The sequence below is a fragment of the Paenibacillus sp. MER 99-2 genome, assembly GCF_023714095.1.
Classification (GTDB): Bacteria; Bacillota; Bacilli; order Paenibacillales; family Paenibacillaceae; genus Paenibacillus.
Genome location: NZ_JAMAUZ010000001.1, coordinates 582,770 through 605,980 on the forward strand (window position 1 = coordinate 582,770; position 23,211 = coordinate 605,980).

General features: G+C 43.4%; 21 protein-coding genes. 17 read left to right on the forward strand and 4 right to left on the reverse strand.

Features of this window, described 5'->3' with window-relative positions; translation table 11 throughout:
• Complete coding sequence (thiI, locus tag M3636_RS02605) at nt 1–1,242, forward strand: tRNA uracil 4-sulfurtransferase ThiI (protein WP_251381215.1); 1,242 nt, start codon at nt 1–3, stop codon at nt 1,240–1,242.
• A 200-nt stretch (nt 1,243–1,442) separates the two neighbouring features.
• Here the strand turns inward: thiI and M3636_RS02610 are convergent, their stop codons facing one another.
• Nucleotides 1,443–2,144 carry a TerC family protein gene (locus M3636_RS02610; protein ID WP_128102878.1) on the reverse strand — a complete coding sequence of 234 codons (702 nt, stop codon included), beginning with the start codon at nt 2,142–2,144 and terminating at the stop codon, nt 1,443–1,445.
• Nucleotides 2,145–2,248: 104 nt separating this feature from the next.
• On the opposite strand from M3636_RS02610, the gene M3636_RS02615 reads away from it, so the two are divergent.
• From M3636_RS02615 to M3636_RS02640, 6 genes are all read left to right on the forward strand, one after another.
• Nucleotides 2,249–2,908 (forward strand): TerC family protein, encoded by a 660-nt coding sequence (locus M3636_RS02615; RefSeq protein WP_251381216.1) that lies wholly within the window; start codon nt 2,249–2,251, stop codon nt 2,906–2,908.
• Nucleotides 2,909–3,220: 312 nt separating this feature from the next.
• Entirely contained in the window at nt 3,221–3,715 is a 495-nt protein-coding gene (locus tag M3636_RS02620; RefSeq protein WP_251381217.1) for a hypothetical protein, read from the forward strand.
• A gap of 181 nt (nt 3,716–3,896) precedes the next feature.
• A complete protein-coding gene (gene typA / locus M3636_RS02625; RefSeq protein ID WP_128102875.1) occupies nt 3,897–5,744 on the forward strand; it encodes a translational GTPase TypA in 1,848 nt (615 codons plus the stop codon).
• Between the two features lie 300 nt (nt 5,745–6,044).
• Nucleotides 6,045–6,341 carry a YlaH-like family protein gene (locus M3636_RS02630; protein ID WP_128102874.1) on the forward strand — a complete coding sequence of 99 codons (297 nt, stop codon included), beginning with the start codon at nt 6,045–6,047 and terminating at the stop codon, nt 6,339–6,341.
• Between the two features lie 91 nt (nt 6,342–6,432).
• Nucleotides 6,433–7,488 (forward strand): LCP family protein, encoded by a 1,056-nt coding sequence (locus tag M3636_RS02635; RefSeq protein ID WP_251381218.1) that lies wholly within the window; start codon nt 6,433–6,435, stop codon nt 7,486–7,488.
• Nucleotides 7,489–7,588: 100 nt separating this feature from the next.
• Nucleotides 7,589–8,041 carry a pyridoxamine 5'-phosphate oxidase family protein gene (locus M3636_RS02640; RefSeq protein WP_251381219.1) on the forward strand — a complete coding sequence of 151 codons (453 nt, stop codon included), beginning with the start codon at nt 7,589–7,591 and terminating at the stop codon, nt 8,039–8,041.
• Nucleotides 8,042–8,048: 7 nt separating this feature from the next.
• On the opposite strand, the gene M3636_RS02645 is transcribed toward M3636_RS02640, so the two are convergent.
• Nucleotides 8,049–8,753, reverse strand: coding sequence for a YhcN/YlaJ family sporulation lipoprotein (locus tag M3636_RS02645; RefSeq protein ID WP_251381220.1), 705 nt, complete (start codon nt 8,751–8,753; stop codon nt 8,049–8,051).
• Between the two features lie 153 nt (nt 8,754–8,906).
• Between M3636_RS02645 and M3636_RS02650 the strand changes: the two genes are divergently transcribed.
• Entirely contained in the window at nt 8,907–10,241 is a 1,335-nt protein-coding gene (locus M3636_RS02650) for a PhoH family protein (protein ID WP_128102871.1), read from the forward strand.
• Between the two features lie 232 nt (nt 10,242–10,473).
• Nucleotides 10,474–11,757, forward strand: coding sequence for an extracellular solute-binding protein (locus tag M3636_RS02655; RefSeq protein WP_251381221.1), 1,284 nt, complete (start codon nt 10,474–10,476; stop codon nt 11,755–11,757).
• 1 nt (nt 11,758) lies between these two features.
• On the opposite strand, the gene M3636_RS02660 is transcribed toward M3636_RS02655, so the two are convergent.
• Nucleotides 11,759–12,838, reverse strand: coding sequence for a coiled-coil domain-containing protein (locus M3636_RS02660; RefSeq protein WP_251382471.1), 1,080 nt, complete (start codon nt 12,836–12,838; stop codon nt 11,759–11,761).
• 202 nt (nt 12,839–13,040) lie between these two features.
• Nucleotides 13,041–13,277, reverse strand: a complete 237-nt coding sequence (locus M3636_RS02665; RefSeq protein WP_056696109.1) for a DUF2626 domain-containing protein — start codon at nt 13,275–13,277, stop codon at nt 13,041–13,043.
• Nucleotides 13,278–13,591: 314 nt separating this feature from the next.
• Here M3636_RS02665 and M3636_RS02670 point away from each other — a divergent pair, with 314 nt between their 5' ends.
• The 8 genes from M3636_RS02670 (at nt 13,592) to bshC (ending at nt 23,207) form a co-directional block, all read left to right on the forward strand.
• Nucleotides 13,592–14,242, forward strand: coding sequence for an RsfA family transcriptional regulator (locus M3636_RS02670; protein WP_128102867.1), 651 nt, complete (start codon nt 13,592–13,594; stop codon nt 14,240–14,242).
• Between the two features lie 151 nt (nt 14,243–14,393).
• Nucleotides 14,394–15,362, forward strand: coding sequence for a ketopantoate reductase family protein (locus M3636_RS02675; RefSeq protein ID WP_251381222.1), 969 nt, complete (start codon nt 14,394–14,396; stop codon nt 15,360–15,362).
• Entirely contained in the window at nt 15,362–15,736 is a 375-nt protein-coding gene (locus M3636_RS02680; protein ID WP_128102865.1) for a DUF3397 domain-containing protein, read from the forward strand. Before M3636_RS02675 ends, M3636_RS02680 begins: the two co-directional genes overlap by 1 nt.
• Before the next feature lie 151 nt (nt 15,737–15,887).
• The gene (locus M3636_RS02685; RefSeq protein ID WP_128102864.1) at nt 15,888–17,588 is read left to right on the forward strand and encodes a peptide ABC transporter substrate-binding protein; all 1,701 of its coding nucleotides are present in this window, start codon (nt 15,888–15,890) and stop codon (nt 17,586–17,588) included.
• 189 nt (nt 17,589–17,777) lie between these two features.
• Nucleotides 17,778–18,710: an ABC transporter permease gene (locus M3636_RS02690; protein WP_128102863.1), complete on the forward strand. Its 933-nt coding sequence runs from the start codon at nt 17,778–17,780 to the stop codon at nt 18,708–18,710.
• Nucleotides 18,711–18,757: 47 nt separating this feature from the next.
• Nucleotides 18,758–19,639, forward strand: coding sequence for an ABC transporter permease (locus M3636_RS02695; RefSeq protein WP_251382472.1), 882 nt, complete (start codon nt 18,758–18,760; stop codon nt 19,637–19,639).
• An 18-nt stretch (nt 19,640–19,657) separates the two neighbouring features.
• Nucleotides 19,658–21,427, forward strand: coding sequence for an ABC transporter ATP-binding protein (locus tag M3636_RS02700; RefSeq protein WP_251381223.1), 1,770 nt, complete (start codon nt 19,658–19,660; stop codon nt 21,425–21,427).
• A gap of 148 nt (nt 21,428–21,575) precedes the next feature.
• Nucleotides 21,576–23,207 carry a bacillithiol biosynthesis cysteine-adding enzyme BshC gene (gene bshC, locus M3636_RS02705; RefSeq protein ID WP_251381224.1) on the forward strand — a complete coding sequence of 544 codons (1,632 nt, stop codon included), beginning with the start codon at nt 21,576–21,578 and terminating at the stop codon, nt 23,205–23,207.
• Nucleotides 23,208–23,211: the final 4 nt, after the last annotated feature.

Consider the following 23,211-nt stretch of genomic DNA (forward strand, 5'->3'; position numbering starts at 1 on the left):
ATGAAATACGATATGTTACTTCTCCGTTTTGGAGAGTTTATGTTAAAAGGCAAAAATCGTGCACGTTTCGAGAAAACGATCATTACTCAAGTACGTTCCTTGCTCAAGCCTTACCCAACTGCGAGTTTGCGAAAAGAGTTTGGTCGTCTGTATGTGGATCTCGGTAATGAATCCTATACGGATATGATCAAGGTATTGAAGAGAGTTTTCGGCGTGATGTCGATCAGTCCGGTTAAAGTGACTCCTTCTGAGCGGGATGCCATTGTGGAGACTTCGGTTGCTTTTATGGAGGAGAGAAAGCACGAGTTCGAAGGCGGTATGACTTTCAAAGTAAATGCTCGCCGTGTATGGAAAGAGTTCCCGTATTCCTCGCATGAGATGAACCATATGGTGGGATCTCCTATCCTTAGAACTTTTCAGGATCTAAGCGTGGATGTGCGTGAGCCAGATATCGAGCTGCGCGTAGAGATTCGTGAGCAGGGCACTTATATTTTCAATGAAGTAATACCTGCTGTAGGAGGATTCCCATTAGGTACAAACGGAAAAGCGATGCTTCTGTTGTCCGGTGGTATCGATAGTCCTGTGGCAGCTTGGTCTTCGATGCGTCGGGGACTCGAAGTAGAATGTGTACACTTCTACAGCTATCCGTTCACAAGCCAGCGCGCGAAGGAGAAAGTCATCGACCTTGCCCGTGCACTCGCGGATCATGCGGGTACAATTAAGCTGCATCTTGTTCCGTTTACCGAAATACAGACGGCATTCACGCAGCTCGGACAGGACAACTTAATTATTACACTGATGCGGCGCTCTATGTTACGGATTGCAACCAAATTGGCTGAACGTGAACGTGCGCTTGCTTTGATTACAGGCGATAGCTTGGGGCAGGTTGCCAGTCAGACACTTCCCAGCATGAACGTGATTGGGCGTGCAACGGAACTACCGTTGCTGCGACCACTAGTCATGATGGATAAACAGGAAATTATTACGCTATCCAAGCAAATTGGAACGTATGACATCTCCATTTTGCCTTATGAGGACTGTTGTACCCTGTTTGTGCCAAAATCGCCAACGACGAATCCTAACCTACGCATTGTGGATAAAATTGAGGCGACGATGAGTCATCTGCCCGCATGGGTTGATGAAGCCGTAGCGCAGACCGAAACGATTGTTTTACATGCAGGTGAACCTGTGACTGGAGCGAGTTCTAGTGACGACTCTGAAATCAAAGAAGACTGGTTTTAACAAGTTAATCGTCTAATCATCATAATGATCTTATGTGGTTGGAAAGACATAACAAGGAATATGTTTACCCGCATCTTAAAACATGACAAAGTTAAACAGAAAAAGGACTGGTCGACATTAATCGATCAGTCCTTTTTTTTGAAAATAATAGCATTTAAATTGTTCAGCAGAGCTGATTAATTCGATTATCGCAATCCTTTTTACGAATAGGATCGCTCGTGCTTTTTGGCTGCTCGGTCATGACTTACACGTTTCCGGTACCCTGCCAAAACAACGCCAGCAACGACAAGAATGATGAACAATATCCGCAGTGCCGGATGCTCAGTGAAGAAAGGAACAAGCTGATGTTCCTCTGTAATCATGTTGGTAGCGGTGTAACCTAAGACAATCGCGCCAAGATAGATAATCCATGGAAAACGATTAATCAGCTTAATGAACAGCGTGCTGCCCCACACGATAATAGGTACGCTAATAAGAAGTCCAAGGATAACGAGTAGGAGATGCTGCTCGGCTGCGCCAGCGACAGCAATGACATTATCCAGTCCCATGGCTGCATCTGCGATAACAATGGTGCGTACTGCAACCCACAGCGAGTTACCTGCTTTGATATCGCTGTGCTCTTCTCCTTGATCTGCTAACAATTTATAGGCAATCCAGACGAGAAGCACGCCTCCAGCTAGGAGCAACCAAGGCACTTTAAGGAGCCAGAGTACAACGACGGTTGCTACAATTCGTATGAGGAGTGCACCTGCTGTTCCGTATAGGATCGCTTTTTTCTGCACTGAGGGATGGAGATTACGTGCAGCTAAACCAATGACGATGGCATTGTCCCCGGCTAACATGAGATCAATAAATACAATTTTAACTAAAGCAATCCAAAAAACAGCGCTAAATATGTCCATTTGCTGTCACTCCTTCATTTACCTGCCTGTCTAAAATAAGCTTGTTCAATCGATAAGAATAGCATGGACAACTTTGACATACAAGTTAGAGTGGGGGGATGATTATGGATACTTTATGGCTGTTGACGGAAATATTAATGATCAATCTGGTTTTGAGTGGAGATAATGCGGTTGTCATTGCGCTTGCTAGTAAGGATCTACCTGTGAGGCAGCGTAAGCAAGCCGTGTGGTGGGGGGCATTTGGAGCGGTAGTATTACGCTGTGTATTGACCTTTGCCGCCGTTTTATTGCTGGGGATTCCTTTCATTCAAGCTGCTGGTGGACTGATGTTGTTCTGGATTGCCATGAAGCTATTGCTTCAGGATGAGGATGCGGTACATATTCGTGAAGCAAAGACGACGTGGAAAGCGATTCAAACGATTTTGATCGCTGACTTTGTCATGAGTTTAGATAACGTTCTGGCCATTGCTGCATTAGCCAAAGGTGATCTGGCGCTGATCGTTATTGGTATTGCCATTAGCATTCCTATCGTTGTATGGGGAAGTGGTCTGATCGTGGGACTGTTGAAGCGATACCCGATCTTGGTGTTTGTCGGTTCTGGAATTTTGGCTTTTACAGCCGGTGAGATGGTGATGAACGATCCGAAGCTTGGGCAGTGGTTAAACGGAATGACAACCGAAGCACATACGCTGCTCCCAGTAGCCATGGCTTGTCTAGTTCTTGCTGTTGGAGGAGCAAATAAGTTTGTAAGGCGAAACATTTAAATATACTTTCTGTAAAAGTGGATCGCACATCTCCGAAGAAGTCCAAGCCGCTCGGGTTAGAGCGGTTTTTTTGTTGAATTTGGTTTGCTCAAGAAGGTTGCTGAGAAGAATAGGAAGTATATGCCTATCATCGAATGACATCAGAGAACCAACAATATGGAGTCGCCGCAGCGTATGACATAAAGGATAGTTTTTTGCCGAAACTTCAGCTACACTAGATACTATAGATGCATGTCTGGCATCGCGAAAAAAGACTGTATGTTAGCCAGGCGAGATACATAGCCAAATGGGATAAGAGGTGACTTGCAGAAAATGAGAATGAGAAATGAAAAAGCAATCGGGATTTTTATAGTTGTTGCAGGTGTGATTATTTTGCTCGGTAAACTAGGGGTGTTTGGATTCATTGGGCGCCATTTCTGGCCGTTGTTGATCCTTCTTCCGGGTATTGCTCTTCATGCGCTGTATTATGCACGACTCTCGCCTTCGTGGTCACTTGTTCCTGCGGGAATTCTAACGGTATACGGCTTGTTGTTCGGCATAACGAACACATGGGGAACGGGACTGATGGCAAGGTTGTGGCCGGTTCTTCTGTTAGGTGTTGCTGTAGGTTTATTAGAATACGGACTAGCTGAACGTCGAAGACCTGAGTATGTGTTACCTGCTGGAATGATTATAGGTGCAGTAGCTGTCATATTGCTCGGATTTACCTTGCTTCAGACAGGGATCGTCTACGTACTTGCTGTCCTGTTGATCTTAGGTGGAGTGTGGTTATTACTAGGACGGGGACGTCGCGGTAAGGGCTGGTAATAATCTCAGTGCTGATTTCAAGCGAAATATCTTGATTTTTACCTATGATAAACTATAATATAAGGGATATAGACATGCGTCGGGTTATCACCGACGCTTATTTTGTGAGTAACCTGCGATTTTGCGGGAAGTTTAGTAGATAAGATAAGAATTGAAATTGGAAAGGATATGGATACAAACCATGCATTCAAGAGAACACATTCGCAATATTGCGATTATTGCCCACGTCGACCACGGGAAAACGACACTCGTCGACAAGTTGCTCCAGCAATCCGGTACATTCCGTGATCACGAGACGGTACAGGAGCGCGCAATGGACTCCAACGATTTGGAGCGTGAACGCGGTATTACGATTTTGGCCAAAAACACGGCTATAACTTATAAAGATTTCCTGATCAACATTGTAGATACACCTGGTCACGCCGACTTCGGTGGTGAAGTAGAACGTATCATGAAAATGGTTGACGGCGTATTGCTCGTTGTTGATGCTTATGAGGGCTGTATGCCACAAACGAAGTTCGTACTTCGTAAAGCACTTGAGCATAACCTGACTCCAATCGTTATTGTAAACAAAATTGACCGTCCAGCGGCTCGTCCGGCTGAGGTTATTGATGAAGTACTTGACCTGTTCATCGAACTGGGTGCCAACGATCAACAACTTGAATTCCCTGTTGTATATGCTTCCGCATTGAACGGAACATCCAGCATGGAAGACGATCCTGCCAAACAAGATGACAACATGATGGCGATCTACGATACCATCGTAAGTCATATCCCTCATCCAACAGAGAACGTTGAAGAGCCACTGCAATTCCTCGTAACTCTGATGGACTACAATGAATACCTCGGACGTATCGCTATCGGTCGTGTAAACCGTGGTGTGATTCGTCAAGGCCAATCCGTTACTGTTATTATGCGTGATGGCAAAAGCAAAACAGCTCGTATCGAGAAACTGTTTGGTTTCCAAGGTCTGAAACGTGTGGAGACAGAGGAAGCTGGCGCAGGTGACATCGTTGCGATCGCGGGTATTAAGGATATCAACATCGGTGAAACGATTGCTGATCCGAACAACCCTGAAGCTTTGCCGGTTCTGAAAATTGATGAGCCAACACTGCAAATGACATTCCTCGTAAACAACAGTCCATTCGCAGGCCGCGAAGGTAAATGGGTAACATCCCGTAAACTGCGCGAGCGTTTGTTGAAAGAATTGGAAACAGACGTATCTCTTCGTGTTGATGAAACAGAGAGCCCTGATGCATTTATCGTTTCCGGACGTGGTGAGCTTCACCTGGGTATCCTGATTGAAAATATGCGTCGTGAAGGATATGAGCTTCAAGTTTCCAAACCAGAAGTTATCGTTAAGGAAATCGACGGTAAGAAAATGGAACCTCTTGAGCGCTTGTTGATTGATATCCCTGAAGAAAGCATGGGTTCCGTCATGGAGAGCCTGGGCGCACGTAAAGCAGAGATGGTTAACATGATCAACAATGGTACTGGTCAAGTACGTCTGGAGTTCCTGATTCCTGCACGTGGTTTGATTGGATACAGCACCAACTTCCTGACATTGACTCGTGGTTATGGCGTAATGAACCATGCATTTGACAGCTATGCTCCAGTGGTATCCGGTCAAGTGGGTGGACGTCACCAAGGTGTACTGATCTCAACTGAAACGGGTACATCTACGTTCTACGGAATGATGGGTGTTGAGGATCGTGGTACGCTCTTCCTTGAGCCAGGAACAGAAATTTACGAAGGTATGATTGTTGGTGAGCATACACGTGACAATGATATCGTAGTTAACATCTGTAAAGAAAAACAACTGAGTAACGTTCGTTCTGCTGGTAAAGATGATACGGTTAAAATTAAAACGCCGATTATCTTCTCATTGGAACAGGCGCTTGAATATTTGAACGATGACGAGTACTGTGAAATCACGCCGAAATCCATTCGTCTTCGTAAGAAACTTCTGAACAAATCCGAGCGTGAGCGTGCAGAAAAACAACGCAAAATGGCTCAAAATAACGCTTAATCATAACTAACAAAAAATAGAATGTATAAGTTAACGTTTGATGTTTTCCAACTGTTACTTAGGTTGATACAGCATAAGTAGTGGAGGGAACGGAATCGATTCTGAAGAAGCAAAGCGTTCGCCTTTATCTCCGGATTTCCCATTGGGTAAATGGATCAAAAAATCTGGAGATAACAGCGATCGAAAGAACGATCCGAATCCGGAACGGTCTCATACGACGGTTTTGTAATCAACTTGGCAGTGTTGTTTCATCAACCAATTTACTTATACAAGCATGATCACGAAAGGAGATGCCTTAACATGCAAGCATGGTTCGCATCACACCCGATCGTAGCCTATATCGTCATCTTTGTGCTAATAACTTACGTATACAATAAGGTGTTTCGGGTACGTCAGAAGTTACCACTCGTTAAGGAAATTTTCCTCTATCTGTTGATGGCGATGGGCACATTCATGCTTCTTATTTTTCAGATCGATAAGCTTCCCATCATTCAATGTTTGCTGGTAGCGGTTGGTTTGATGTTGTTAGTACGAGTGCGCTATTTTATTGAAGGTCGACAAAAGAAAAAGGCGGAAACTTCCGCACGAAACTCATAAATGTTGTCTTGTACAATCCATCCGTTTTCCCTCGGGAAAGCGGTTGTCTTTTATTTAGACAAAAAACAGATGTGAAAAAGGTGTTGAAGATATGAATTCAAACGGCTTACCTCCACGGAGACAGGCACCGACGAAATCAAGTACTTCTGGATCGAAGAATAGCAAGGGTCAACCGAAGAAAAAGAGAAAAGGGTTGCGAGCATTTGCGAAGATTGTACTCAGCCTGTTAGTCATCGGTATATTGGTGGGCGCTGGATATATTTATTGGGTCTATAATCAAGTAGCGGATACAGGTATTGATAAACCGGTACCTCCAGGCATGTCAGCCAAAACCAAACCAATTACGATGTTATTATTAGGTACGGATAATCGTCCTGAGACAGGAACCTACCTATCCGATGTAGTGATGGTGGCTTCCATGAATCCCGAGACCAAAACGGCAACGATTGTGTCGCTCCCACGGGATACACGAATTGTGCTAGATGGATATAAATCGAATAAATTGAACTCATACTATCCAAGATTTAAGGCACAGGAAAAAAACTCCGGTAAAAAAGCAGAAGATCAGATGAAAGAAATGATGGGCAAGTATCTGGGTGTGGATATCAATTACACCACCGTCCTGAATTTCCAAGCTTTCCGCGATGTAGTTAATGCGGTTGGTGGTGTAGACGTAACTGTTGATAAAAATATGTGTTACCGAGATACAGCAGATGGTACGGATATTAATCTGATTGCAGGTCCGCAGCATTTGGACGGTAAAGAAGCACTTGATTTTGTCCGTTACCGTAAATCCAATTGTGATCCCAAAACACAAGAATCTAACGATTTTGACCGAAATAAACGCCAAAACCAAGTGCTGAATTCCATGCTGGATCAGATGAAGTCACTGGGTGGTGTAACCAAAATCGGTAAGGTTATTGGGGCAGTGGGTGACAATATGACTACAGATGTGGAATCGGAACAAATGAAGAATTTTATTTCTACGTATTGGGACATTTCTAAATCGGATGTACACTATACACCTGTGACAGGTGAGTGGAGAAGTCCATATGTATATATCAATGAGACGGAGCTGGCGAATGCGAAGCAAGCTTTGCAGGATACGTTATCCGGTAAAGTAACTGCGTCTCCAGCAGCAGAATAACCTCTCCTTCTTTGGGGATTGGAAGCAAGCTTGGCGGTATGCTATAATGACTTAAGCAGTGAAGCAAGTCTTGCCTAAAGAAGATTAGGGGGCTGGTTGAATGTCCGAAGCCGTCACACAATTAACTGAATCTCTTTTGCAACAGTTCAAACATGAGACATTTGTCCTCCTGAACACCGTTGATCTGGAATTCGGAGGCCCTACATCTACTGCGATCTCATGGATTTATGCGGAGAATGCTTCGACTCTTCGTGTTGCGCTGGATCATCGTTCACGTCTCGTGAAGAATATGCAGCATAATCCATTGATAACTGTCACTGTATTTGGAGAAGAAATGGTGTATGCCATTAACGGCCGTGCGTCGGTGCGACAAGATCCGTTACAGGATGTTCCATTTAATATGTGCTGCTTCGACATTTCAATTGAAGCTGTGAGGAATGCCTTGTTTTATGGAGCTCAGTTATCTTCCGTGCCTCAATATGTCAAAATATACGATCAGCGTGCTGCTGAAAAATTAGATGAGCAGGTTTTTACTGCGATGAAAAAAGCCTAGTGAGAGATCACTGGGCTTTTTGTTGTCTTTTGTCATTGGATTGATGTTGCTGATGTTGCTGCATCTGTGGTTCCTGCTCGTTTTGTTCATCAGGATTTTGTCGAACCTGTACGTCTTTTGGCAGCTGTGGGATGATTCGTCCCACCATATCAGCAAGCTCGGAGGCAAAACCGGAGATCGGGTGTCCTTGACGGATATGCTCACCAATTTCTTTGATTCGTTCAGTGACATCCGCATCGGCCGTAACAATAGAATCTACACCTTCAGGGTCTTTACGAAGAGCCTCAGCAACAGCATATTTGATGGTTCCTACGCGTGCACGTTCAAGCTCACCATCAACATCGATACCGACTACTGCAGTATTACCTAGGATGACACAATTGGCATCCTCCACACCTTCCACTTGTTTGGCGAGTGTTTTAAGGTGAAGAATTCGTTGATCATTAGGCATCCGGCCTGTTTGTGCATCATCTACGATATTTGTATCATGGACTTCACCTGTATTTTCAGGAACTGGTTCAAGTCCTGTAGGATTTCTAAGATCATCCTGTGCGTCCAGCATATGAGATCCTCTCATCCGATCTTGCTGAGTTGTAACATTACCTCCATAACCTTTAGCATGCTGACCTTGCTGCTGTGAAGCGTTATGCGAAGCACTGTTACAGCCTGTAAGTATAAAGATCAGAAGCAGCGTGCATATCCCAAATTTCATAAATGTTCATCCTTTCTTGGAGTTTTTCAGAATGGTTGACAATTATTTTGTCCTAGTCGAATACATTTATGTATGGGAGCATGATTGTCCATGCCGCTGCTGAAAGATCGCACTTATCCATGCCTTTAACGACGCCGCTTTGGAGGGGATTGAATGAAAAAGATTTTTGTATTGGATACCAACGTGCTTCTGCATGACCCCAATGCCATATTTGCCTTTGAGGAACATGAGGTAATCATTCCCGCGGTTGTACTGGAGGAGATCGACTCCAAGAAAAGAAATGCCGATGAAATAGGCCGCAATGCCCGCAACGTATCAAGGCTTCTCGATGGACTACGTGAGCTAGGGCATTTGCATAGTGGTGTGCCTCTTGCCAATGGAGGGAACCTAAAAGTAGAGTTGAATCATCGCAGTTTCGTAAAGGTACAGGAGATGTTTGGAGAAGTATCCAATGATAATCGTATTTTGGCTGTTGCTGTGAATTATCAGATTGAAGAAAATGAAAAAGAGGTTGCGGAACGACAGGTCGTTCTGGTTAGTAAAGATGTTCTTGTTCGGATCAAAGCCGATGTCCTTGGTCTGGTTACACAAGATTACCTATCAGATCGGACAGCTGGGCTGAACGAGTTATATCCCGGGTATACAGCCTTGAAGGTGCACCCATCCGTTATTGATGAGTTCTACACATATCGCTTTCTTCCGATCAAACCATTGCAGCTATCCTATTCACTCTATCCCAATGAATTTGTTATTCTCAAAGATGAGATGGGTACGAATAAATCAGCTTTGCTCAAGGTAAATACAGAGGGTACCAAGCTTGAGCCGCTTTTTCTTAGTAATGATAATGTGTGGGGAATTAGTGCACGTAATGCACAACAACGCATGGCTCTTGAGCTATTGCTGAACGATGATATCCCTCTCGTGACAATAACGGGAAAAGCAGGAACAGGCAAAACCTTATTGGCACTGGCGGCTGGACTGTTAAAAGTAGAAGATGATCATAAATATAAAAAGCTATTGATTGCTCGCCCTGTCGTTCCGATGGGAAAAGATATTGGGTATCTACCAGGGGAGAAAGAAGAGAAGCTACGCCCGTGGATGCAACCGATCTATGATAACCTGGAGTTTCTGTTCGATACCAAAAAAGCAGGAGATATTGATAAAATCCTGATGGGTCTGGGCAGTATTCAGGTTGAAGCCCTCACGTATATCCGTGGGCGCTCCATACCAGGACAATTTATTATCATAGATGAAGCGCAGAACCTCTCCCGTCATGAAGTAAAGACGATTGTATCAAGGGTTGGTGAAGGCAGTAAAATCATTCTGATGGGTGACCCTGAGCAGATTGATCATCCTTATCTGGATTCGGCGAGTAATGGCCTAACCTATATTGTGGAGAGATTCAAACAAGAAGGAATCAGCGGACATATTATGCTCGAAAAAGGAGAACGTTCCAAGCTTGCTCAATTAGCGGCAGATTTGTTGTGATTCATGTGAATACAGAAGTGGTTATTTCCCGGAAAATGTTTCTAGCAAAACCGGCTCTTTTGAGCCGGTTTTTATTGCGAAAAAAAGGAACAGCGCATAATGTTCAGAACTCGATATGCTCAAATTATGCAAAAGTTAGAAAAACAGTTTTTAGGCAGAGTAGGACAAGAGCACTATGAATTTGTTACAATGGACATCGCAGGAAATAATTAGGAAGCAAGGAGGAGAGGTAATGAAGCGGAGACATCAAATTGTATTGTTTGCAGTGTTGCTGCTTTCATTAACTATACTTTCTCCAAGCTTTGATTTTGGTGGATCACAATCGAGCGAAGAGCGTAATCCAGATCGTACTACGTTTCCAAATCAAACATCCCGTGGGGAGGATCAGCATGCGCCAGTCGAAATTGTTGTTTCCATGCCTTCAGAGGATTTTCTTGTGTTTGAAACGATAGCGAATCAAGTTGCAGCTACAACTCGTGTAGAAATACAGTTGCGTAATGTGGAGCAGGATACATTCGAGAGTGTGCTTGATTCAGAGTTTGCGGTTGGGGACAGTGGAGATGTAATTCTGCTTGATAGTAACGAGGTTCAGGATTATGCCAAAAGAGGATATTTGTACCCTCTGAATGGGACTACGTTATCGAAGTCACTTGGAGAAACCATAATTCCATTGCGGGAAATGACAGAATGGAATGGCTACCAATGGGCAATGCCGTTTGATTTTGACACTTATGTGCTTGCGGCGCGTTCTGCATTTCTTACTAAAGTGGGTCTAGACACATTGCCACAACGGGAAGATCAATGGATTAAACTTATACAGCAGACGAGTGGCGCGGGGACGAAGCTGTTATCGATTGACAGCAATGATATCTATGCAACAAGTGCGTGGTTAAATCATTTTGAACCTGGGCTTGCGACAGAACGGATGTTGAATGCTGAACAGGGGAGTCTTTTAGAGGGGGATTATCAACAGGAGTTACAGCTAATAGAGCAGATCCAACCACACCTGCAGCTGGAAGCAGGGAATGCTGAATTTTCAGGAGAACTTCAACAAAATGAGGTTCCGATGACCGTCATGTCATTATCCAGATTTCTTGATGAGAATAAGATAATAATGCAGAACACGGGCTCATTAAAGCAGATAGCGCTTACAGCTCTGATGCCTGTTAAGTCGCGAAGCTTTGTCATTACAACAGGTTCTTCTGAGACAGATGGAGCCAGTCGGTGGATTGAAGGCATGACTTCCGCTTCAGTACAGTCCGAATGGTTTCAACAAGCGCATTATTTGCCAGCCAAACAAGAGGAGATGAATGCTCAGTCTGGCAAATTGGCTTCACTTTTTGACAAAATGGACGTTAAAGCTCTGTTTGCTACAAAGCCTGCATCATCCGAAGCTGAGATAACCTATGTGCCCACTGGAAAGGTTCAACAGAAGATAAAGCAATTTATCCAAGGCCAGATCTCAGCGATTCAGTACATGAACAGTATTGTTGAATTACGAGGCTTATCCAAATGAATCAAAATGAGATTGCTAATTTCACTTCAAGCACACCTTCGCTCGTAGATACTTCTGTAGCCCTCACGAAAGAAAGGATTTTCTGTGGGTAAAATCCGAGGTCGAACTCCTTTTCCAGCATCCTTCGTGTTGTATCAGGCAGCTCCAATTGGTTAAATACAAGTTTATCAACATGGAATCGAATGGAATTCTGGGGCTCGTTCTCCACGGTATAATGACCTTCAATGCTTAACTCTAATTGGTCACGTTTACCCGAAGCTGTAATTCGATCTTCTTCAAATTGAAAAGCAAAATCATTAAAAATAGAATTCTGCTCACGTAAAAATTGATTAAGCTCATTCTGTCCAATTCGAATGGTATAGGTTGTTCCCGTTGTAGAAATTCCACCATTTTGATTTTGAATAAAGTCGGGTAGATTTTGCATGGCTGATGCCAAAGCTTTGAAATAACGTTTAACCTCATATATCCCGATATTCTCCCAATAGATCGTAAGTTCGTTCATTAGCTTTTGAATGGCGTCTGCATTACCGCTCGCTGCAACTTGCCCATCCACTTCTTTTTGTAAGGTGACTACACGCTCCCGCTGATTCTGTAAATTGGTTTTTAGTTCATTAAGCTCTTGGGTTGTTTGAGCAATACGAGCTGAAGTTTGCTGCATGCTTTGATATCTCTCCTGATACTTATCCAATACCGCCTGATCTCTGCCAATAATAATCTGATAGTAATCGTAAAGAATGAATAGATCTTTAAATGATCTCGCGCCAAGAACGGTCATGAGCAGGCTATCACGTTCCCCTGTATAATAGGATCGTACAACCGATCCCGCCCGATCTTGCTGGATATGTATTTGTTCCTTTTGCTCTTGAAGCTGGCTCGCGAGTGTAAGTTGCTGCTGATCCAAATCATTCTGTCTTTGCGCGATACGCTCTATCTCGTTATCGATTTCGACGATGGACAAGCTCTTTTGCAATATTTCACGTGTTTCCTCAGGAGAGGGATCGGCATAAACGGAAGTCGATGTAAGGTGGACAAAAAGTAGGACGAAGATAAATAGAACAAGTATGTTATATCGACGTTTCACCAATATCAATTCTCCTTTCCTTGGTTCATATCTATTGTACAGGCTTCTCTCTTCCAAACAATATATGAAACAAACCTGTGAAATATCCTTAGTGGTTACATAACGCGTTCAACCGCACTTCAATCACCAGAGTTGTCATCCATTTTGAAACACAAAAAAAGCAATCCGGTATGAGCTGGATCGCTTTTTTGCTGTTGGCGGATTAGAGCGGCAAATCCATTTGGAATACGGTCCAGTAACTGAACCCCGTAAAGGTAACGATCATATAACCCCAGAAGAGCAATATGTACGTTCTTTCGGTGAATTTCAGGTATCCCAAAATGACGAAAAACGCAGTCTGCAAGAAAAAAAGCAAGGCCATCTCGACCAAATTCCCTGCAAAAGCCATCAGGCCAATCGTGAGTGTGAAGAACCCGAGTACTCGAAACATGCGTGCCACGGTAAGTCCTCCTCTCTATGTACGATCATAGATTGTCTACACAACATTATACCGGGAAAGGAAAAAGGTGTAAACAAAATTGGATATGAAAGCGAATTCTTTTTTTTGCCCGGAAAGGCTCAATCATGCTTTCTTTTACACATGTGACGTATGAGTGCCCTTAAATGTGGAAATACATTTTAGTATGAAATCAATTCTATGAACTCTATGAGAGGCATAAGAATGAATGAAGCAGCTTTTATACCTCATTCACAAGCCGGGAGATCGGTGATGTGAACGGTTATTTTAGGATGTTGTTAGGAGGGTATTATAGCATGACTGCAGTGAGACAGGATGCTTGGAGTACAGAGGACGATTTGATTTTGGCTGAGGTTACGTTACGTCATATTCGAGATGGAAGCACGCAGCTCGCTGCATTTGAGGAAGTAGGCGATAAAATTGGCAGAACCTCTGCCGCTTGCGGATTTCGCTGGAACAGTTTTGTGCGGAAAAAGTATGAATCTGCCATCAGTAATGCTAAAGCGCAACGCCAGAAACGTAGTTATCTTAGAAAACAGCCTGCATTGCTTGGGCCACAAGTTGCCGCTCTCTCTACACTAGAAACGGAAGAAACCTTGTATAAATCAGATGGAATTTCGGAAGAGACTCTATCCATCGATGCGGTGATCCGTTTCTTACGTCAGTGGAGAGGCACTGTGCAGGAAAATGGACGTCAGCTTAAAATGCTGGAAAAAGAATTGCGAGAAAAGGAAGACGAACTTCATGAGCTTCGCTGTGAGAATGACCGTTTATCGAAGCAGGTTAATGAAGTTCAAACCGATTACCGTGTAGTGAACGACGATTACAAGGCACTGATTCAGATTATGGATCGTGCAAGAAGACTTGCATTTTTGTCAGAAGAAGAAGAGGAGCTCAAAACACGGTTTAAAATGGATGCTAACGGAAATTTGGAGCGAATTGAGTAGTAAAGATACGTGCTTAGTCTTTGATATAGGGATAAACCCGTCACATTTCCGTTATATACGGCGGTGTGTGCGGGTTTTTTGTTTAACCATTTTGTTCTATGATATATAGATATAATCTAAGGAATGGAGAATGGCGAGAGGAAGGTGTCATATGATTATTGACATTATAGGCGCAGGATCACTTGGATTGTTATATGGGAGTAAACTACATGCTGCTGGCTATCAGGTGCGATATTGGACTAGAACTTCTGAGCAAGCGTCCGACATGAAGGAGCGTGGATTGCAAATTACAGAGCCGAGCGAAGCAGAAGCGCTGCAAATAAGCGGAAGGGACATTCAGGCCTATTGCATCAAGAAGTTGGGCGAGACATGGGCACATTCACCTGGGGATTGGTTACTTCTGATGGTGAAGCAGACAGCAATGGATGAACTCATTCGTGACATTGGTACGATAGAGCAGGAACCTCTTAATATTGTATCTTTCCAAAATGGGATCGGGCATGTCTCGAAAATACAAAAAGCTACGCCAACAGCTACTATATATAATGCAATAACTACAGAAGGAGCAAAAAGACTAGGTAACGAGGTAATTCGTGCTGGTAAAGGCCAGACTTGGATTGGTCAAAGCGCAGATGCTTCACCCCGTTCTGTAGTGCAGATAGGGAAGAATGAACTAATAAGTTTGGTGCAGACTATACAACAGGCAGGATTTGACTGTACAGTGTCGAATCAAATCGATAAGCTGATATACAGGAAGTTGATCATCAATGCAGTCATTAATCCACTTACGGCAATCTGGCGAGTACCAAATGGTCAATTACTTCAAAATAAAGAACGCACCATGGTCATGCGCCAGCTCTATGATGAGGCAACAAGGGTATATAAAGAAAACGGAATTACGATGGATGTAGATCTCTGGGAACAACTGTTGTCCGTATGCCAGGCGACGGCTTCGAATACCTCCTCAATGCTTGCAGATGTTCTGGAAGGACGCCGTACTGAGATTGACTCCATTAATGGGCAAGTTGTAAATTTGGCGCACCAATGTGGACTGACTGCTCCGTTGCATGAAACATTGCTGCATTTAATCAAAGGTATGCATCCGGAAGGAGTGAATTGATGAGCTTTTTTATCACGTTGAGTATACTGCCCTTCTTTCCTTTCATTATTGTCTATTGGGTTATGTATGCTTGGAAAAAGGATAAACGGGTTGCGGTTCGAAAAGCGATGGATGTTACAACGTTATTTCTAATTTTCTCTGTATCTGCGTTATTCAACTTAACATTTGAAACGAATTTTGGTTTTTATTTGACGCTTATTTTCATACTAATAGCACTTGGATTGGTAGGAGGGGCGCAAAATCGACTAAAAGGTAAAGTGGATGGGGGACGAATGTTCCGGGCAGTTTGGCGTATGGCATTTGTAATGATGAGTTTTGGTTACATTTTGTTTACTATATTTGGACTTTTTAGATATTTTGTGAAAGTGATGTAAGGTTACATAACGCAAAAGGGTTAAAAAATGTGTCGAATTTGTCGAAAAGTGAAAAAAACATTACTTTCTGAAAAAGTAATGTAGATTTTTTTGACCGGTGGTTGTATAATCTATAAACATAAACCACATCAATTTAGGGGGAAAGTGTTAGATGAAAAGGAAAAGTCTATTAGTCCTTTTGACGCTGATCTTGGCGTTCGGTACCGTACTTGCAGCGTGCGGATCGAAAAATGAAGGCACAGGTAACAACACCGATACTGGTTCTGCAAGCGAAAGTAATGGTCTTGCGAAAGATCAAGTGCTGAAAATCAACCTGACAGCTGAACCTCCTACGTTGGACCCGGCTCAAGCAAAAGACAGCCAAACCAACACAGTTTTGAAATTCTTGTATGAAGGTCTTGTACGCATCGATGCTGATGGTAAAGAAGCACCAGGTGTCGCTACAAAATGGGAAATTTCTGAAGATGGTTTGAAATATGTTTTCAACCTGAACCCGGAAGCAAAATGGAGCAACGGTGATGCAATCACTGCTGAAGACTTTGTTCGTTCTTGGGAGCGTGCATTGAAACCAGAAACTGCTTCTCCTTATGCTTACCAATTGTACTACATCAAAGGTGCTGAAGGTTACAACCGTAGCTCTGATGAAACATTCGAAGGTACTAAAGTTACTGACTTCGCACAAGTAGGTGTTAAAGCGACAGACGAGCATACGCTTGAAGTTACTTTGGAAAACCCTACACCTTACTTCTTGGGTCTGACAGCATTCTATACGTACTACCCAGTACACCAGTCTGCTGATACAAATGACAAATTCTTCACAGACTACAAAAACATGATCGTTAACGGACCATTCACTATGGATACGTACGCTAAAGGTCAAAAAATCGTAGTTAAGAAAAATGATGGCTACCATGCAGCATCTGATATCAAATTGACTCAAATCGATATGTCCCTGACAAGCAGCAGTGCTTCTGAACTGCAAGCTTACAAATCCGGACAATTGGATTACACTGGTGCACCTAACGGTGAGATCCCAACTGACCAAATTCCTTCTGTGAAAGCAGAATTGCCAGATGAGTTCAAAGCTACTGGTATCGCAAGTACGTACTACTACCAATTTAACGTAAATGAAGCTCCATTTAACAACGTTAAAATCCGTAAAGCATTTGCAATGTCTATTAACCGTCAACCAATCGTTGACAAAGTAACTCAAGGTGGACAAATTCCAGCATTCGGTTTCGTACCTCCAGGTATCCGCGGTGAAAACGGCGAATTCCGTGATGAGCACAAAGATGACTACTTCACTGAAAATGTAGAAGAAGCTAAAAAATTGCTTGAAGAAGGTATGAAAGAAGAAGGTTACACTACGTTGCCTGCAATCACTTTGATCTACAACACAAGTGACAACCATGCAAAAATCGCTTTGGCTATCGCTGATATGTGGAAAAACAATCTTGGTGTTGACGTGAAAACTGAAAACCAAGAGTGGGGCGTATTCCTTGAGAACCGTCAAAACCAAAACTTCCAAATCGCTCGTGCAGGTTGGTCTGCAGACTATAATGACCCGTACAACTTCTTGGAAATGTGGACTACTGGAAACACAAACAACGATTCCAAGTTCAGCAACGCTCAGTATGACAAAGATGTAAAAGACACTGTAAAATCTGCTGAACCAGCTGCTCGTATGGCTGCTTTCGCTGACGCTGAGAAAATCCTGATTCAAGATGAAATGGCTGTTATGCCAATCTACTACTACACTAACGTATCTTTGACTAAGCCTTACCTGAAAGGCGTACAACTTGATTTCAGTGGAGCAATTGACTTCACTCGTGCATATCTGGAAGAGAAATAAGTTGTTCTGAAGTCTATATGATTACTTCGGGATATATATGTGGAATTCCATATATATCCCGATTTTTTTGTATGTGAACTGATTTTCCTTATAATTCTTGAAATTTCCGATAAATGGATTGGACTTTATTGTTGTCTAATTCTACAATCGATTTGTATACAAAATATTGTTTTTGGAGGTGTGCAAGGGTTGGTTAAGTACGTGCTGAAAAAACTGCTATTTATGCTGCTATCGCTTTTCATACTCGCATCAGCAACCTTCTTCCTAATGAAGGCCATTCCGGGTGACCCTTTTACATCCGAGAAAAAAGTAACGCCTGAAATTCGGGCACTACTAGAAGTGAAGTATGGATTAGACAAGCCTATGTTTGTTCAATATCTGAAGTACATGGGTGGAATTATTCAAGGGGATTTCGGGGTTTCTATGAAATACCTGAACCAAGAAGTAACCGACATGATTACTCAAACGTTTACAGCGTCACTTAAACTGGGTGTCTTCGCAATTATTATCTCCGTTATAGTGGGTGTACTGCTTGGTCTGATCGCAGCAGTGTATCACCGTAAACTCATTGATGATGTCACGATGGTGCTTGCTGTTATCGGGATCGCGGTACCAAGCTTCTTGTTAGCGTCCCTATTGCAATACATTTTTGCATCCAAACTCGGATGGTTTAACGTAATGGGCTTCGACGGACCACTCGACTATGTGCTCCCGGTTGCAGCTCTATCTGCATCTCCGATCGCCTTTATCGCTCGTTTGACGCGTTCAAGCATGCTGGAAGTGCTTCATGCTGACTACATCAAAACAGCGAAAGCTAAAGGTCTAAAATGGCCTGCAATTATGTTCAGACACGTTGTACGTAACGGTATTCTTCCTGTTGTGACTTATGTTGGTCCAATGACAGCAAATATTATTACAGGTTCCGTAGTTATTGAACAAATCTTTAACATTGGTGGTATTGGTAAAGTATTCGTAGAAAGTATCACAAACCGTGATTACACAATGATCATGGGGATTACGATCTTCTACGGTATTCTCCTGATGTTGGCACGTTTCTTCACAGATATTGCTTACGTGCTAATTGATCCTAGAATTAAGCTGGAAAGCCGGAAGGGGGCATAACGTTGTCTGGCACGAACAATAAAAAAAATGAAACGGCTAACACTGACCTGAACAGTCAGGCAGCGGTTAAATCGGAAGAAAGCATATCTCTTTTTAAAGATGCTATGTATAGACTTGCAGCCAACAAAGCCGCAATGATTAGTCTAGGTATCTTAATCCTTGTCGTGATTTTCTCTATAATCGGTCCAACTTCGTTGTTTACTCAGTATAACTATTATTCCAATGATCTAATGAATTCCAACTCAGCACCAAGTGCGGAGCACTGGTTCGGAACGGACGAGCTCGGTCGTGATGTATGGGTAAGAACATGGGTCGGTGCACGTGTATCCCTTACTGTAGGTTTGGCAGCAGCGTTGATTGACCTTATTATCGGTGTTATTTATGGGGCAATCATGGGCTTCTACGGTGGACGTGTAGATGGAATTATGAACAAGTTCTCCGAAATTCTTTACTCTTTGCCGTACATGCTCGTTGTAATCTTGTTGTTGGTTGTATTGGAACCAAGTTTGACTACCATTATCATTGCACTCACCATTACGGGCTGGATCAGTATGTCATGGATTGTCCGTGGAGAGATTATGCAACTCAAAAACAGAGACTTTATTCTCGCGGCACGTTCGATGGGTGCAAGCACAACTCGTCAGTTGTTCCGTCATTTGCTGCCTAACGCTATCGGTCCAATTCTCGTAACATTGACATTGTCTATTCCAAATGCGATCTTTGCCGAAGCTTTCTTGAGCTTCCTCGGACTAGGTGTATCTGCACCGAGATCTTCACTAGGTTCAATGATCAACGATGCACTGACAGGTTGGACACTGTTCCCATGGCGGATGTGGTTCCCAGCAGGTTTGATGGTTATCACAATGTTAGCATTTAACTTGCTCGGTGATGGTCTGCGTGATGCACTCGATCCGAAATTACGTAAATAGAAATAGGAGGTGGGATTAATGGAGCCGATTTTAACAGTCAAAGATTTGAGCGTGTCCTTTACGACGCGTTCTGGAGAATTTGATGCCGTTAAAAATGTGAGTTTTGAACTTGGCAAAGGAGAGACGTTGGGGATCGTTGGTGAATCGGGTAGTGGTAAGAGTGTTACCGCCCAAACGATCATGAAGTTGATTCCCTCCCCGCCTTCGAAGGTCAAAAGTGGAGAAATTACTTTTCACGGGCAAAGCCTATTAAATAAGACAGATAAACAAATGGAAGCTATTCGTGGTAAAGATATCGGTATGATCTTCCAAGATCCAATGACTTCATTGAATCCTACAATTAAAATAGGTAAACAAATCACTGAAGTTCTGCGTAAGCACCAAAATATGTCCAAGAAAGAAGCGGAAAAACGCGCACTGGAAATGTTGGAACTCGTGGGAATCAAAAATGCAGCTATTCGCATGAACCATTATCCACACCAATTCTCCGGTGGTATGCGTCAACGTGCGATGATTGCGATCGCGCTGGCGTGCCGTCCATCTCTTCTCATCGCGGATGAGCCAACAACAGCACTCGACGTAACGATTCAGGCGCAAATTCTGGACGTTATGAAGGATATGCAACAAAAACTCGGAACATCGATCATGCTGATTACCCATGACCTTGGTGTAGTTGCTGGTATGTGTGACCGTGTCGTTGTTATGAAGGAAGGCGAAGTGGTTGAGACAGGAACAACTGCCGAAATCTTTAGCAATCCTCAACATCCATACACGATTAAATTGCTGAACGCTCTACCACGCTTGGATGAGCCTAAGAAAGAAAAACCTGCACCGGCTGGTATTATCAAAGGTGCCAACAAGCCGCTAGTTCAAGTGAAAAACTTGAAACAATACTTCAATCTGGGTAAAGGTAACATTCTTAAGGCGGTTAATGATGTCAGCTTTGATATTTTTGAAGGCGAAACACTTGGGGTTGTAGGCGAATCTGGTTGTGGTAAATCTACAACAGGTCGTACCATTCTGCGCCTTTATGAACCAACTGGCGGAAATGTTAACTTTAACGGAACAGATATCTACAAGCTGTCTCCACGTAAGATGAAGGAAATGCGTAAAGACATGCAGATGATCTTCCAAGATCCATATGCATCCTTGAACCCTCGTTTTAACGTTATGGATATTATCGGTGAATCTCTAGATATCCACGGTTTGGCTTCCAGCCGGGCTGAGCGTAAAAAACGCGTTGAAGAACTGCTTGATCTGGTAGGCTTGAATCCAAGCCACGCTCTTCGTTACCCACATGAATTCTCCGGTGGTCAAAGACAACGGATCGGAATTGCCCGTGCCTTGGCTGTAGACCCTAAATTCATCATCTGTGACGAGCCTTTGTCTGCATTGGATGTATCGATCCAAGCTCAAGTTGTTAAATTGTTGGAAGAGCTCCAACAACGTCTTGGCTTGACATACCTCTTTATTGCACATGACTTGTCCATGGTTAAACATATCAGTGACCGCGTAGCGGTTATGTATATGGGTAAAGTGGTTGAGCTTGCTGAAAGTGAAGAGCTCTACGCTAATCCGATCCACCCTTATACGAAAACATTGTTGTCTGCAATTCCGGTACCTGATCCGGAAGTTGAAGCGAACAAACGTCGTATTTTGTTGCCGGATGAGCAATCAGGCCCAATCCAGAATGCAGGTAATGGCCCTGTAAACGATCCATATAACCTGGAAAATGCTCAATTAATTGAAGTTTCCAAAGGTCATTGGGTTTCAGAGCCTTACGTATAAACCAATTGTAACTGGACTTATCTATGTATCTTAAACCGTCGACTTGTTCGGCGGTTTTTTTGTAGTTTTTGTGACTTTCTTTTGACGAAGAGGCATTGGATTCGGTACAATCAAGAAAGGCTTTGAAGCAGAATAGGAGGCAGACCTCATGAAAGGTGTTACAGAGGCGCTCCGCAGCGGATCACGGCTTGCAGAAGATTACATCTGTTCACGTGATGCTGCGCGTGGCCTTTATGAGTATGACATTCACTGGGAATCTGAACTAGGAAGACGTGCCGAATGGCTCGACCAATCGGAGGACACACGTATTAACCGTCAGGACTTGGTAGAATATCTACGTATATATAATAAGCGATTAAACCCTGATGATGCTGTGCAACGATCACTCGATCGTTTGGCTGAAGAGCATGCGCTGGTAGTCACAGGGGGGCAGCAGAGTGGTTTGTTGACAGGACCCTTGTTCGTTATTTACAAAGCAGCCAGTGTAGTAGCAGCTGCGCGTGAAGCTGAGACTAGATTACAACGCCCGGTTGTACCCGTCTTCTGGATTGCGGGAGAAGATCATGATTGGGATGAGGTTAACCACACCTATTTACCGGATACCCAAGGCGATATCGCGAAGCTGAAGCTCCATGGACGCTTTGAAGGACGTGATTCGGTCAGTAACGTTAAGGTTGACACAGAACAGTGGATGACTTCAATTGAGCAGGTAGAGCATCTGTTACCTGACACGGTACATAAACCGAGTTTAATGAAACTGCTGGTTGATATCCATAACTCAAGTTCCAATCTCAGTGACGCTTTTGCTCGATTGATCGCTGCGTTGTTTGGCAAAAGTGGACTAATCCTTATGGATGCTGCTTCGCCCGAACTTCGCCGATTAGAACAACCCGTTTTTGAACGGATCATTCGTGAAAATGATATCTTGCGTGAGGCTTATCTTCACGGAGCTTCATTAGTCAAAGAAGCAGGCTATGACATGCCAGCAGAAGTGGCAGACGATGGCGCCAACTTGTTTTACATTCATGGAGGGGCACGGCTGCTGTTGCTTTTGAAAGACGGTCTGTACACGGATCGGAAAGGTCTCGTATCCTTTTCAGAAGAACGTTTGTTACAAGAGTTAACGGAACATCCCGAGAGATTCAGTAATAACGTGCTTACCCGTCCGTTAATGCAGGATTCGATTCTGCCTGTTGTCGCCGTTATTTTGGGGCAAGGTGAGATCTCTTATTGGGGTTTGACACGTACTGCATTTACACAGTTTGGTCTCCAGATGCCAATTCTGTTACCACGTTTGTCATTCACCATCCTTGAGGATGTTCATCAGAAGCATATGAATCAGTACGGACTCTCTTTCCAAGATGTACAATACCATCTCGAAGAAAAACGTGATCAATGGCTTGCTGGTCAGGAGACGTTTCAGGTAGAGGAACAATTCAGCCAGGCGAGTCAGGCGATTGCTGATATCTATCGTCCTTTACTTGATCAAGTTATGGCCATTCATCCCGGACTGGATCGAATCTGTGATACGAATTTAAAGAAAATCAACGAACAAATTCAGTATTTGCAAAAGCAGACGAACAAAGCGATATCACTCAAACATCAGGTTGGGCTTAGACATTGGAATGGCATACAAAATGCTCTGTTCCCAATGAATAAACCACAAGAACGCGTACATAATGCGCTCTATTATCTGAACCGCTACGGAACTGAGTGGATTGAAGAATTGATTCAAGATCAGCGTGAATTCCGGGGGCAACATCAAGTGATCTCACTGTAACGCT